This is a genomic window from Nostoc sp. MG11, assembly GCF_014904695.1.
Lineage (GTDB): Bacteria > Cyanobacteriota > Cyanobacteriia > Cyanobacteriales > Nostocaceae > Komarekiella.
The window spans coordinates 5320-20972 of sequence record NZ_JACXXN010000046.1 but is presented as its reverse complement, the minus strand read 5'-3'; the positions used below and the strand labels follow the sequence as shown (position 1 = coordinate 20972).

The 15653-nt window shown below is 44.1% G+C and carries 2 protein-coding genes (1 of these 2 running past the window's edge); both read right to left on the bottom strand.

Annotation, left to right across the window (positions count from 1 at the left end; all coding sequences use genetic code 11):
- Nucleotides 1-8115, bottom strand: partial view of a non-ribosomal peptide synthetase/type I polyketide synthase gene (locus HCR01_RS31380; RefSeq protein WP_193199909.1) — the 5' portion only. 5595 nt of this gene lie to the left of the window's left edge; the window shows 8115 of its 13710 coding nt (coding positions 1-8115); it begins with the start codon at nt 8113-8115; the stop codon falls past the left edge of the window.
- Nucleotides 8112-15653 (bottom strand): type I polyketide synthase, encoded by a 7542-nt coding sequence (locus HCR01_RS31375; RefSeq protein WP_193199908.1) that lies wholly within the window; start codon nt 15651-15653, stop codon nt 8112-8114. The genes HCR01_RS31380 and HCR01_RS31375 overlap by 4 nt, the downstream gene beginning before the upstream one ends.

Here is a 15653-nt window from a genome sequence, read left to right as displayed (position 1 = left end):
CATTAAGTTGAATAAGCCTGCGGTCAACCATAGGGTTGTGACTTGGTATTGCTGAATAATTTGCCCTAACTCCTCTAAAGACGGTGTGTGAGCAGGGGAAACCACTAACCGTCCACCGTTGAGTAAACAACCCCAAATCTCAAAAGTCGAGGCATCAAATGATATGGGAGCCAGTTGTAAAAAAACTTCTGCTGGAGTGAGATGAGCATAGTTAGCTGCTTTGACTAACCTTACTACACCACGATGGATGACGCTAACACCCTTTGGTTTACCAGTAGACCCTGAAGTGTACATAACATAAGCTAAATTGTCGGCTGTTATGGCACTGTGGGGATTTTCTTCACTGTTTTCGTTAATTAGTTCCCAGTCAGAATCTAAACAAACGACCTTGGCACTGCAAGCAAGTAATTTCTCAAGTAACGACTGTTGAGTTAACAAAACTGAAACTTGGGCATCCTCCAACATCAAAGCAAGCCGCTCTTGGGGATATCCTATATCTAAAGGTAGATAAGCTGCACCAGCTTTGAGAATTCCCAATAGCCCTGCTACCATCTCTAAAGAACGCTCAACGCAGATACCTACCAGCATCTCTGAGCCTACACCCAAGCTTTGCAAATGACGGGCTATTTTGTTAGCGCGGATGTTCAACTCTTGATAAGTTAGTTGCTCATCTCCAAATATTACTGCTACAGCATTTGGCTCTTGCTCGACTTGCTCTGCAAATAATTGATGGATACATTTATCTTGGGGATACGCTACCTGAGTGTTATTCCATTGCGCCAGCAGCTGATACTGCTCAGTAGCAGATATTAAGGGCAATTGCGTCAGATATTGCTGAGAATCAGTCACAATTCCTTGAAGCAAGGTTTGAAAATACCCCATGATGCGCTCAATTGTGGCAGCTGCAAATAAGTCTGTGTTGTAATCAAAATCTAACAGCAATTCACCATCTATCTCGACAACATTCAAGCTGAGATCAAATGGAGTAAAACTAATAGGTTTAGGGAATAAATCTGTCTCCAGCCCAAACATCTTGGGCAGAGAAACAGGTTGGTCGAAGTTAAATGTTGTCGCAATTAAAGGGGAGCGGCTGGCATCTCTGGCCACATTGAGTTTGTCAATCAGCCTCGCAAAAGGATAATCCTGATGTTCGTAAGCATTGAATAATTGGTCTTTGAGGATTTTTACGTATTCACTAAAGATGAAAGAGTCAATAATGCAACTTCTTATAGGTAATATATGAGCGCAGTAACCTACTAATTCTTCACTGCCAGCAACAGCGCGTCCGGCTGTGGGAGTACCGATGATGATATCGTTTTGGTTTGTTAATCGGTGCAGCAAAGCTCCATAGGCTGATAGAAGAGTCATAAATAGGGTGCAGCCATTGTCTACGCTGAACCGTTTGACATCACTAGTCAGGCTATGGTTAAGCCGCATCGTTTGTCTGCTACCCTTATAGGTTTTGATGTGGGGGCGAGAATGGTCAGTGGGTAGGTCTAAAATGGGGATGGAGCCAGCAAATTGTTCTAACCAGTAAGATTCATGGACTGCCATTGCCTCAGTTTGGCTTTGTTGCTCCTGCCACTGAAGATATTCTTTAAATTGCATAGGTGGTTCTAAGTGGCAATCAGCACCCTGGCACTGAGCAGAATATAATGCACCTAACTCCTTGAGGATGATGCCCATTGACCAACCATCAACAATAATGTGATGAATAGTCAAAACCAACAAATGCAGTTGTGGCTCTAGTTTGAGAATTGAGAAGCGACAGAGGGGTTTTTGGTTAAAGTCGAAAGGTTGTTGGTTTTCTTTTTGGAACCAATCAGCTACTTGCAAATTGCGATCGCTATTATTTAAATTAGAAAAGTCAATTAAGGGAACCTCTATTGTTAGAGATGGTACAATCTCCTGCAAATCGTTCTGGCTGCTGATAACTGTACGTAGAGCTTCGTGACGGTTAACAATTGTTTGGATAGCTTGAGTTATTGCCCCTTGATTCAACAAACCTTTCAACTCCAGACCAAGGGAAACATTGTATGCTAGCGAAGCATCGTTCCCCATTTGTGCCAAAATACCTAATTGCTTTTGGGCTGCATTCAAGGGAATTTTGTCTGCTACTTGGGCAATAATCAGAGCTTGTTGAGATAAAAGGCTCGTTTCTTCCATCTCATGGGGAATGGTGACAGCTTCCCTAAATCCATTATCCTGTAGTAGTTGCCGCCATTGCCCCGCAGAAAGCAAGGGGTAGGCAGGTCGCAAATCATGGTCAGCAAATTTCCACCAACCTGCTGTTAACCCAAAAGTTAGGTCTAACCAGCGTTGGGGAGCTGTTGTCTCTACTAAAACAAGTAATCCACCAGGAGCTAATAACTGCTGCACATGGTTGATTGTTTGTCTGAGATTTTGAGTAGCGTGGAGTACATTGGCTGCTATCACCAAATCATACTCATGAACACCAAAGCCTTGGGTAGAAGGTTCTTGGTCAATATCTAAAATTTGACATTTAATATTAGAGTAATTACTGTATTTCCTCTCTGCCTTAGAGACGAATAGGGGAGAGATATCCGTAAATACATATTCAGTTTCATCGCACAGATAAGGCAGAATATGTGAAGTTGTGCCGCCAGTACCAGCCCCAATTTCTAGGATTCGGACTTTTCGCCCTTGCCGATGCTGTAAAGCTGTACAAATAACTTTTTGTACCAAGGTATTCATGACTACAGCCCCAGGGGAATCTTGGTAAAGCTGGGTTGTTGTGCTTAAATCTCCTTGAGGGAATAACACTTGCAGTGCGTGGCATTCTCCTTGTAGTATCTGTGCTAGTCTTTGCCCACAACGCCCCAACAAAGTCAGTTCAGCTTTGGCGACTGGGTACTGTTGAATTAAAGTTGCAATCTCTGCTTCCTGTAAGTCTGTATGCTTTGGCAGTTGGGTAACTTCCCACTCTCCGTCTACGTGACGTAGCACCCCCACTTCTGCCAGCATAAAAAGTAAGTGATTGAGTAACGGCTGATATTGCTCGACTACGCCCATTTGCTGGGCAGCTAATAGCGTTGAAAAGCGATGGTGAAGAGAGAAATTCCATCCCCTTTGCTCAAAAGCTCTGAGAACATAGTTGATGCTCAAGCCTTCCAGTTTGGTTAATAACTGTTTGTAAGCATCTAAATTTTGCTGGGAGAGCAATTGAGTGAATTCTGGTCTGAGGCGATCGCTAATTCTTTTTGGTGTTAGCATCGCCTCTGATGGCAAATGCTGACTTTTTTGTTCTTTGCCAGACAATAAGTTTTGCTGAGTTGCAGCTGGGGAATGCTTGGAGAAAAAACCTCCCTGTTGCAAGTTATATATACTATCTTTAAAGGCTTGAATTATATAATCAATATCTTCTTCTGTATGCGCCGTGGATAGAAAACAGGAGCGTGCTTCCCAGATGTAAATTCCCTTCTGTGCTAAATGATAGAAGAGTAAATCCATCTCTAACGGCTGATATAGATAACTAATATTTCCTAAGAAAGTAAAACGTAAAATTGAACCACAATATAAGACTTTAATGGGAATTTTCTGTGCTTCAAAGTAAGCGTTGAGGGTTTCGGCTAACCGTGATGTTCTCTGATTCAACTGCTCGTGAAGTGCGGTTCCCTGCATCTTGAGATACTTGAGTACAGCTCGTGCTGCAACCATAGCTAATGGATGCTTGGAGAAAGTCCCAGCAAAAAATGTTGTTTCAACCGCAGGATATGAATTATCGCCGTAACGCCACAAACCGCCATCAATTCTATCCATGTAAGTCGCCTTACCAGCGATGACGCCAATGGGCATCCCACCGCCGATGAGCTTACCATAAGCGATGATGTCTGCTTGAATACCAAACCAAGCTTGTGCTCCACCAGGATGAATACGAAAACCTGTCACTATTTCATCGAAAATTAATGCAATTCCAGCTTCTTGCGTCAAATGCCGTAATTGTTGCAAAAATGCTTTGGGTTGTAAATCCGGCCGGCGGCTTGGTATCGGTTCAACCAAAATAGCAGCCAATTCATGGGCGTAATTTTTGATAATTTCCAGAGATTGGGGCGCATCATAGGTGAGAACTAAAACGTCATCAACCATAGATTGCAATACACCAGGAACCATCGGTACAGAGCTTAATTCCCCATCGATATTTTGTGCGATCGCCAAAACACCATCAAAATGTCCGTGATAAGAGCAGCTGAAGATAGCAATCTTGGAGCGGCCTGTGGCTGCGCGTGCCAAACGCACGGCTGTCATCATTGCCTCTGTCCCCGTATTACAGAAGGTAACTCGCTCTACATTCGTTAGTTCACAAATCAATTGAGCTACTTCGCCAGCTAATTTTGATTGGGGGCCAATTTGTATCCCTTGCTGTAACTGCTCTGCCAAAGCCTCAGTAATAAAGGGGGGATTATGACCAAAAAGGTGGACACCAAACCCCATTGTTAAGTCTATATATTCATTGCCATCGATATCCCAAAACTTTGATCCCAAAGAGCGATCGCCCACTATGGGATAACACATCTCTTTGGTTTCTAAACGAAACTGGTTTAATGCTCTCCTATCTGCCCAAATTGGCCGATAGGCTTGTGCTAGTTGTTTTGATTTTTCAGTCCGTTGGGTATAACGAGCGATCAGAGTTTCCAAATGATGCTGTTGTTGGGGATGCAATTGTCTGGACTGGGATTGTTCAACTTGCCAAAAAGGAATAGCTGAGGAAGATGGAGGGGTAGTTGCTGGCAACTCAGGTTTAGTAGTAGCATCTGCCGATTGAGCAACTTGGTGATGCTGCGGTTGCTCTTGAGAATCGACAGTATTAGTTTCTGATGAAGGCGATCGCTTGGGAGGTAATTTGTTGTTGCTTAAGACTTCTAACTGCTGCGACATGATCTGAGACATTACCTGAAGCTGCTGCTGGATAATTCCTTGTAGCCCTGTCTCTGGTACTATCTGTTGATTTTCCGGTTCTGGTGTAGGTGTGACAACGATAGGCGGTTGAATTGGCTGCGGCAATTGTACTTGAGGCTGTGGCGCATCGATTTCAGTTTGCTGTTCGCCTAAATTTTGGTTGATGTAATTTGCCAGTGCATCCAGTGTTGTCAATTCTTCAAAGAACTGGCGCATGGCAATCTTCATTCCATAGGTATTTTCAATGCTGCGCGTTGCATTAGCAAGGACAATGGAATCAACCCCCATTTCTAGAAAAGGTTTATGAATATCTACTTCCAGTGGGGACAATTGCAGCAAATTGGCAATTAACAAACTCAATGTTCCCAAGATTTTGTCTCGCTGGGTGGTTTGAAAGGAAGTATTTGCCTGGGAGTTGGAGTCTTTTGTTTTCATCAGTACACTCTTGTCATCAAACCAGTGAATTTTTTGCTGAAAGGGGTAGGTAGGAAGTGATACCCGATTTTGTGAGTAGTCCCGATTGAACTCGATCCAGTTGATATCTGCTCCCCGGACGTACAAAGTAGCAAGGCTTTCCTCTAACACTTGCCAGTCATGCTTAATTGGGTTTAACGAAGGTAGCCAAAGCGCGTTTGTTGTGGAGCGATCGCGTTGACTCATACTGCATAGAATCGGCTTCGAGCCTATTTCTAGAAACAACTCGTAACCTTGTTGTAATAGATAATCAATGCCGGCGCTGAATTTCACAGCTTGGCGAGTATGTCCACGCCAGTGGTGAGCATTGAGAACAACACCAGGCGGAATCAGTTCCCCAGTTAAATTAGAAATGAGTGGTAAGCAAAGCGGTTGCAGCGAAACTTGGTTAACAGCTTCTGCCAACTCATCCAGCATAGGTTCCATTAAAGGAGAATGGAAGGCATGAGAAACCTTTAAACGCTGAGTTTCGATTCCTTTTAATTGCAAAGCAGCAATTATTGCTCTGACTTCTTCACGCCTGCCAGAAATGACAATATTCTGCAAGCCATTAATCGCGGCAATACTTACCTGCTGTGCGTAAGGTTGAATGGCTGCTTGCACCTGATTCTCATCGGCGAAGACTACTACCATCTCACCATCTTGGGGTAAAGCCTGCATCAAACGCGCTCTTTTAGCAATTAGCTGCAAACCATCTTCCAGGCTGAATGCCCCTGCTACACAGGCAGCGACATACTCACCTACACTATGACCCATGACTATTGCTGGTTCTATGCCCCAAGATTTCCATAACTCAGCTAGGGCATACTCAAAGGCAAATAGGATGGGTTGAGTATAGGCAGTCTCATCTAAAGGGGAACTTGTCCCTGGCTCTGGGTAGAGTACTGACAGTATTGATTTTTCGCCAAAAGTTTGCAGGATTTCATCACAGCGATCAACCACTTCGCGAAATTTCGGATGTGTCTCGTATAACTGGCGACCCATGCCTACATACTGTGAACCCTGACCCGTGAAAAGAAAGGCAACTTTCGGTTGACTAGTGCCTAGTATCGGCTCACAGAAAACTCCTGGCGGTTTTTGTCCAGTGACAAAGGCAGCTAATTTTTCCCTTATTGTTGCTGAGGAGTCAGCCACCACACTCAGCCGGTGGTGAAAGTGCGATCGCTTGGTACTAGCATTAAAGCAAATATCTTCTATAGCTAAATCTGCGTTAGCGGCTAAATAATCTTGATAACGCTGTGACAATTGCTTGAGTGCTTCTGGTGTCTTAGCTGATAATGTCAGCAAATGGCATGAGCGTTGAATATTATTAGTTGTTACTGGCTGGGGTTGGGGTGCTTCCTCCAATACCAAATGGGCATTAGTGCCACTAAAACCAAAGGCACTCACTCCCGCCAACCGAGGGATTGTTCCTGCTCGCCAGGGCGTTTGTTCAGTTGGTACGACTACCGGAATTTCATTCCAGCTAATATAAGGATTGGGCTGCTGAAAGTGTAAATTAGGTGGAATTTCCTGATGCTTGAGAGCTAATACCACTTTGATTAAACCTGCAATTCCAGATGCCGCTTCTAAGTGACCAATGTTGGTCTTTACCGAACCAATTATCAATGGCTGGTCTGGGGAACGGTGCTTACCAAAAACTGTTGCTAACGCCCCCACCTCGATCGGATCACCCAAAGATGTGCCAGTGCCATGAGCCTCTACATAACTTATTTGCTCTGGCTTGACCCTGGCATTCTCCAAGGCATGAGAAATCACAGCTTGTTGAGCCGGGCCATTGGGAACAGTTAGTCCACTGGTGCGCCCATCCTGGTTAACTGCTGAACCTCGAATTAGAGCTAAAATATTATCCCCATCAGCTACTGCATCTGACAAACGCTTTAGGACTATGACTCCGCAGCCTTCCGCACGCACAAAGCCATCGGCTGAGGCATCAAAGGTTTTACAACGACCATCGGCAGCTAACATTTTGGCTTTGGAGAAATTAATACTATATTCTGGTGACAGGAGTCGATTTACACTGCCCGCTAGTGCTAAATCACACTCTTGATTACGCAGACTTTGACAAGATAAATGAACAGCTACCAATGATGAGGAACAAGCTGTATCCACTGATAAACTTGGCCCTTGTAAACCTAAAATATAAGATAAGCGACCCGATGCGACGCTATGGGAAGTACCTGTTGCTAAGTAAGGGTCAATTTCTGTAGACTCTCTAGTCAAAAGTCGTTGAAAATAATCATTGCTAGAGATACCAATAAATACACCAGTTTGACTGTTAACTAGTTGTTCGGGTACTAAACCTGCGTTTTCCAGTGCTTCCCAACTGACCTCTAGAAGCAGCCGTTGCTGGGGGTCAAGGCTAGCGGCTTCCCGTGGTGAGATGTTGAAAAATTGAGAGTCAAATTCACGTAAGCGATCAACAAATCCACCATGCCGGGTATATGTTTTCCCTGGAGTATCTGGGTTTGAGTCGTAGTAAGCATCAATATTCCATCGATCTGGCGGTATTTCAGTAATGGCATCTACTTTATTGCATAGCAACTGCCAGAAAGCTTCAGGACTATTCGCGTTACCGGGAAATCGGCAACCCATGCCGATAATGGCAATAGGTTCAGTCTTGGCACGTTCTAAAGTTTGCAGTTGGGATTTCATTTCCCTAAGTTCCAGCAGTGCCTTTTTCATCAAAGATTGATGATCGGTATTTACGGAATTATTGCTCATAAAGCTTTGCCCTCCTCGATCGCTGCTAATTCTTGGGCTAGTAAATCTGCAATGTCATCTGGGGATAGTTCTTCTAACTCAGATTTTTTATTAAGTTGTGATTTAAGAGATGCCGGCGAGAATTCTGTTACTAATACTTCCTGAGTCAAATAATTAATCAGGGTTTTCATAGTGGGATAATCAAATATTAAGGTGGGAGACAAAGTACATCCCAGACTGATTTGCAGACGATTTCTCAATTCCACAGATGTGAGAGAATCCATTCCCAACTCGAAAAAACCCTGCTGTGGATCTAGAGATTTAGATGGATTTAAACCTAAAACTTTGTTGACTTGTGAGCGGACATGAGCAATCAAAAGCTCTTGACGATCGCCTTGTTGAGCTGCTTGAAGTTGTTGGATAAATTTTACAGGAGCGATCGCTGGCTGCTCAGAAATTTCTGCAAAATCAGCAAAGAACGACAAAGGTGGTGATTGCTTCATAAACTGCGCCCAGTTGATAGAGGCTACCCCAACCTGAACCAAGGGCTGAGACAATAACATTTCCAGCACTTCCAACCCCTGCTGAGGAGCGATACTTTCTATCCCCTTGATTTTGAACTGTTCGGCTACCTGATGTTTGACGACAGCTCCGAAATCAGCCCAAGCGCCCCAATTGATGCTTAATCCTGGTAATCCTTTAGCCCGACGAGCAGAGGCTATGGCATCCAGAAAGGCATTTGCTGCTGCGTGGTTGGCTTGACCTGAATTGCCCAGTAGAGAAGCAGTAGAGGAGAATAACACAAAAAAGTCTAAGGGCTGGTTTTGGGTCAAAGCGTGTAAATTCCATGCTCCTTGGACTTTAGGAGCCATAACTCGTTGGAAACGCTCCCAATTCTGTTGCAACAAAATACCATCATCCAAAACCCCAACAGCGTGAATAACTCCCCGCAATGGTGGTTGGGAACTCTCAATATCCGCCAGCACTTGAGCGACTTGCTCTGCATCGGTAACATCAGCTTGAACTACCCTGACATTAGCACCTGATTGCTCTAATTCCCTCAACTGACTCCGCACAGAATCATTAGCACCACTACGCCCCACAAGCACTAAATGACGCGCTCCCTTTTCTACCATCCAGCGAGCCACCAATAACCCTAAATCTCCTAAACCGCCAGTGATTAAATAAGTGCGATCGCTAGAAAAGGCTACTAACTGCTGAGATAGAACAATTTTGCCAATGTGTTTAGCTTGCTGGAAGTAGCGAAAGGCACTAACTGCATCTTGTATGGAAAAGACTTTTCGTGGTAAAGGCTTGAGTTTGCCCTCTGAGAATTTTTGCATCAAGTGATTTAGCAGCGACTTGATCAAAGCAGGCTGTTGTTGACATACCTGCATAAGATCAATCACAAAATAAGAGACATCAGACCTGAGTTTCATTACTCGCTCCGCTTCCCAAATGCCCCTTTTACCAATTTCTAAAAAGCGACCTTGAGGACTGAGAATCGATAAACTTTTAGGGATGAATTCTCCTGTTAGACAATTAAGGATGATATTCACCCCTTTACCTTGAGTAATTACCATGACTTGCTCGGCAAAATCTAAGGTACGGGAGTTCATAATATGTTTTACTCCCAAGGACTGAAGATATTCCCATTTACCATTACTAGCTGTAGCAAACACTTCGGCTCCAGCCAACTGCGCTAGTTGCACTGCGGCTTGACCTACCCCGCCACTAGCCGCATGAATCAACACCCTGTCCCCAGGAGAGATTTTAGCCAGGTGGTGTAGCGTGTAGTAGGCTGTTAAAAAAGCAGCTGGGATGGTTGCAGCCTCCTCGAAACTGAGAGTTTCTGGCTTCATGGCTACTAGAGCAGCGTTGACTGTGACATACTGTTGGCAACTGCCAGGAGTAATACCTAAAACTGCATCTCCAATCTCAAAACCTTCTACCCCTTCCCCAATAGCGACCACCTCACCAGCACACTCCAGCCCCAATGAACCAGGATCGCCAGGGTACAAGCCTAGTGCATTGAGAACATCTTTAAAATTCAGCCCGGTGGTGAAAACTCGAATCTCTAACTCACCAGCACGAGGTTTACAGCGAGTGCTGGGCTGTAATTGTAAATTTTCTAGTTGTCCTCGCGTTGAGATACTGAGTTGAAATGGTTGGTTGTGAGGAACATTCAAGCGGTTGGCAACTAAATGGCTACGTACTAACCTAGCCACTAAACGTACACCATCACGGAAAGCCACCTCATATTCGCCAACACCTGACCAAATCTCTGCAAATAAGTCTTGTACCTGACTCCCGACTTTGTAGGGGTCTAAATCCACTCGCACACAGTTAAGCTCTGGATGTTCTAGAGTAATGACTTTTCCCATTCCCCATAAAGGAGACTGTGCTGCTCCTAGAAAGTTTTGAGTTGTGGCTGGTACTGCACCTTTGGTTACTAACCAAAGGGAAGGCGGCGTAGAAAATCCTGCTTTTACCAAAGCTTGGACTAGATGTAATGTACTAGCACATCCTTTTTTTGTATCTACCTCTAAATCTACTCCTCTAGCGTCCAAACTCCACAGATGCACCACTCCTCGCAAAGGCTGGTTTGTTGCTAATGCCTGGAGGAGTTGTTGAAAGTCGGTCGGGTTGCTGGGGTCTACTATGAATTTATTTGGTAGCTGTTTATACTCTTTTCCTGAAAATACTAAAGTACAAACTTCTCCTTGAGACTGTAGTAATTTCGCTAAATCTTCACCAATACCAAAACTATCTGCCAAAATTAGCCAATGGCTTGGTTGAGATGTTGTGAGTTCTGAATTTATACATGGTGCTTGGGCCACAATTACTGATTGTGGAAATACACTCTCTTTATCAGAGCTAAGGGCTGTAGCTTCTGTAAATCCAGTTTGTTGTAATAATTTTAACCATTGGTTAGCAGAAAGTAAGGGATATTCTGGACGTAAATCGAGGTCGGTAAATTTCCACCACCCATCCAGTAAACCAAAGGTTAAGTCTGTCCAGCGCCTCCGGGCTGTTCCTTCCAGTAAGACTAACATCCCACCAGGAGCCAATAACTGCTGTACGTGTTTGAGCGTGAAAGTTAAATCGCTAGTAGCATGGAGTACATTGGCTGCCAAGATTAAATCATATTCATGTAAATTAAATTCTTGATTTGCAGGTGGTTTCTCAATATCTAAAACCCGGTACTCCACAAAAGGGTAATTGTGAAATTTCTTTTGTGCCTGAGTTGTAAAAAAACTGCCAATATCGGTAAATACATACTCTACTTGATGGGCGTTGAGGTGCAGCAGAATATAAGAGGTTGTTCCCCCAGTACCTGCGCCAATTTCCAAAATTCGCACCCCACGTTGAGCAGGCAAACGCTCCAAGAAAGTGGAGATTGCTTTCTGCACCAATACATTCATGGGCGCGAAGGCGGGAGAATTTTCATATAAGCTGGCTGCTGTTGTGACATCCCCAGCAGGAAATAGTAATTCTAAGGGAGGACAATTTCCTTGCAGTACTTCTGCTAGTTTCAAGCCGCAACGCCTGAGCAAGGTTAGCTCCGCTTGGGCGCTGGGGTACTGCTCTAACAGGGTAATCCAATACTCTTGTGTATCTTGAATTTGCGGGACTGAAACTACTTGCCACTCTTGTCCTACTCGTCGCAGTATATCGACTTCTACCAAAATCTCTAGTAGACGATTTAGTAGTCGATAGTGTTGGCTAACTATGCTTAATTGCTCTGCTATGAATGCAGTACTAAAGGTTGTCTGGGATTGAAACTTCCATCCCAGTTGTTTGAAAGCAGACAAAACATAAGCAACACTCAAAGCTTCCATTTGATGGAATAGCTGCGGTTGTGGACTGAACTCAGTTAACACAGGTGTGAGGCGATCGCTAATTTCAGCAGGAGTTAGTAAAAAGTCCCGTGGTAGAGAACGGCTAAAATTCGCCTGGGGTCGCCATTCCACCTCATAAAGCCAGTCTAACCAAGATTTGTCATTAGTTCCCAGGATTGCTTGTTGACTGGTTCGCTTGCAGGAAAGCCCATCAACTCGGACTACGATAGTCCCGTTTTCATCGTACAAGCGTAAATCAACTATTAAGGTTTCTGGATGAGAAGCTTTAACAGGGCGTAACTGAGCATGACTCCACAGGTTCAGCCCCAGATGGTTGTAGACTTCTAAGCGTTCTACGGCTACGGGTAAATAAATTTCTGATTTTACTGTTTCAGGGAAAACTGCCATCGCCACTTGCAAGCAACCATCCAGCAACACCGGATGCAGATGATAATCCAAAGCTTCTGCAACTAATGTCTCAGGCATCCGAATGCGCCCTAAAGCTTCTCCTTGCTGCCGCCATAGTTGTTCAATAACTTGGAAACTTGCACCGTAATTAATGCCCCGCTCTTGACACTGTTGATAGTAAGCTTTGACAGATATCTCTGGGAAACAGCGACTCCTTAACTGGGAGAAGTTTACTTGCTCTAGTTGTGGCTTTTGTTCTTTAACTACAATCTTGCCGGAGGTATGTAATTTCCAGGATTCGTCATCATCCGTTTGCAAGCTGTAGATCCTAAATGCAGACTCCGCCGAGTTTTGGCTCAAAATTAACTGCACTGTTTGGATTTTCTCTGCTGGCAAAATCAGCGCATCAGAGATGATGACATCCTCTATAACTAAATTCTCAGATTTGAACGTAGCGATCGCAGCGACTATCGCCATTTCTAAGTAAGCAGCAGCAGGCAGAACAATTTTTTGGTAGACGCAATGGTGCTTGAGAAAAGCTGGCGCATCGGCGCTGAGGGAGGACTCAAACAAAATATCTTGATGAGCAGATCGTAACCGATGACCAAGCAGGGGATGAAGAGAATTTCGGATTGAGGGTTTTTGGGTTGTTTCAATCCAGTACCGTTGTCGTTGAAACGGGTATGTCGGCAGTGCAACTTTTTGTCGCTCATAGTCTCGGTCAAAGCCTGACCAATCCACCTGTACGCCTTGCACATACAGTTGAGCTAAACTGTGGAGTATTTGCTGCCAATCTTCTTGCCCTGGACGCAAAGAGGGTAGCCATAGGCCAACTGTTTCTGGTAGACACTTACGACCCATTCCCAGCAAAACCGGTTTTGGGCCACATTCCACAAAAACTTCATAACCTGCACGATATAGCGCTTCCATGCCTGCGGCAAAGCGCACTGGTTGCCGGATATGCTGACACCAATATTCAACCGTAGCTACTTCAGCCTTTGCTAACTCCCCAGTGACATTAGAAATGAAGTCAATTTTCGGGGGGAAATAAGTTATCTCACTTGCCACCCGCGCAAACTCCGCCAGCATTGGCTCCATGAGGGGAGAGTGGAAAGCATGGGAGACTTGTAGAGGTGTAGCCTTGATTCCCATTGCTTCTAGTTTTACCACCACTGAGCGGACAATATCGCGCTCTCCGGAGATAACCACACTTTCAGGGCTGTTAAAGGCAGCAATTGCTACTTTATCTGCATAAGGTGCAATAATTGGCACAACCTGAGATTCTGAGGCTAACAAGGCCACCATTTCTCCATTAGCAGGCAACGCTTGCATCAGTCGTCCGCGTGCGGCAATCAACCTTAAACCATCTTCCAGGCTGAAGACCCCTGCCACACAAGCAGCTACGTATTCGCCGACGCTATGACCCATTACTGCTGCGGATTTAATCCCCCAAGACTGCCATAATTCTGCTAAGGCGTACTCTATGGTAAATAAAACAGGTTGAGTGTATGCTGTTTCATCTATGGGTGAAGTTTCTCCTGCTTCTGGATAAAGAATTTTCCCCAAAGGTACATCTAGATAAGGGCGCAGAATTTCCTCACAACGGTCAATGGTGGCGCGAAAGGTCGGCTGTGTCTTGTAGAGCGTGCGCCCCATACCAATGTACTGTGACCCCTGACCTGTGAATAAAAAGGCTACTTTGGGAGAATTATTTCTAAAAGTTTCCTGATTTTCTGCAAAAGCTTGTAGTTGCTCTTGCAAGTGGGTGGTGGACTCAGCGACGACAGCAAGGCGATAATCAAAATGCGATCGCCCTGTATTTGTCGTAAAGCACGTATCAGCTAGTGGTATTCCCAAATGTAATTTTAAATACTTTTGATAAGACTGTACAAGTTCCTTGAGAGCCTCCTCAGTTTTTGCCGAAAGCGTCAATACATGCAGAGGGCGCTCAACTTCCGCCACTACACAATCTGGTGCTGGTGCTTCTTCTAAAACTATATGGGCATTAACACCGCCGAAACCGAAGGAACTTATCCCAGATCGTCTAGGGATCGAGTCCCCTTCTTTTGTCCTTAACTGCTGCCAATCTTTTGTTTCTTCTACTATGTAAAATGGACTATTATCTAATTTAATTCGTGGATTTAGTTGCTGATAATTAATTATTTTCGGCAATTTCTTGTGCTGCATTGCCAATAAAACTTTAATTATTCCAGCTATGCCGGCTGCTGCTTCTAAATGTCCAATATTTGTCTTGACAGAACCTAATCCACAATAAATTTCATGAGATGGGAGAATGTTGTAGTGTTGATAGAGTTGCGTAAATGCTCGTTTGATGCCATTAATTTCAATCGGGTCTCCTAATGGGGTTCCTGTACCATGAGTTTCGATGTAAGAGACTGTATTAGGTGGAATATTTGCCTTTGTATATGCAGAGCGAATGACTTGTGATTGAGCATAAGCATTAGGAGAAGTTAAAGTCCGGGCAGCGCCGCCATGATTAACAGCACTTCCTCTAATCACGCCATAAATATGATCTTTATCTTTAATTGCATTTTTCAGAGATTTTAATAAAAGAACTCCTGCCCCTTCACCTCGCACATAACCATCCGCTTCCGCATCAAAAGTTTTACATTGTCCTTGCGGTGATAACATACCCAATTTACTGAAAGAAACGTAATAGGTAGGAGTAGACAACACACTGACTCCACCGACTAACGCCAGCTTACATTCATTGTCTTTCAGCGCATTGATTGCCTGATGAAGTGCCACAAGCGAGCTGGAACAAGCTGTGTCTACAGGTACGCTGGGGCCATGAAAATTGAAAAAGTAGGATATACGATTGGGAATAATACAAGTATAAGTACCGATGGCGATGTGACCTTCAATATGATTTTGGTACTTTTCCAGTAATTCTTTATAGTCAAAATTACAAACTCCGATAAAAACACCTACATTAGCTCCTGATAAGTCTGTAGGGGAATATCCAGCATCTTCTAGACATGACCAAGTAAGCTCAAGCATTAACCTTTGTTGAGGGTCTATGATTTGTGCTTCTCGTGGTGAGATACCAAAAAATAAGGGATCAAATTTGTCTGCATCTTCAATAAATCCACCCCATTTACTAATACTTTTGTTAATTTCATGGGGATTTGCAGAATATAACTTCTCCATATTCCACCGATTTGCAGGAACTTCAGTAATGCTATTGATTCCTTGCTCAAGATTGTTCCAAAACTGGTGATAGTTATTAGCCCCAGGAAATCGGCACGCCATGCCAATGATTGCAACTAAATCTTCTGATTGTGTCAT

Bases quoted from the DNA above. Each gene is read 5' to 3' on its own strand.
- HCR01_RS31375 (WP_193199908.1), bottom strand. From the start codon at position 15,653: ATGACACAATCAGAAGATTTAGTTGCAATCATTGGCATGGCGTGCCGA.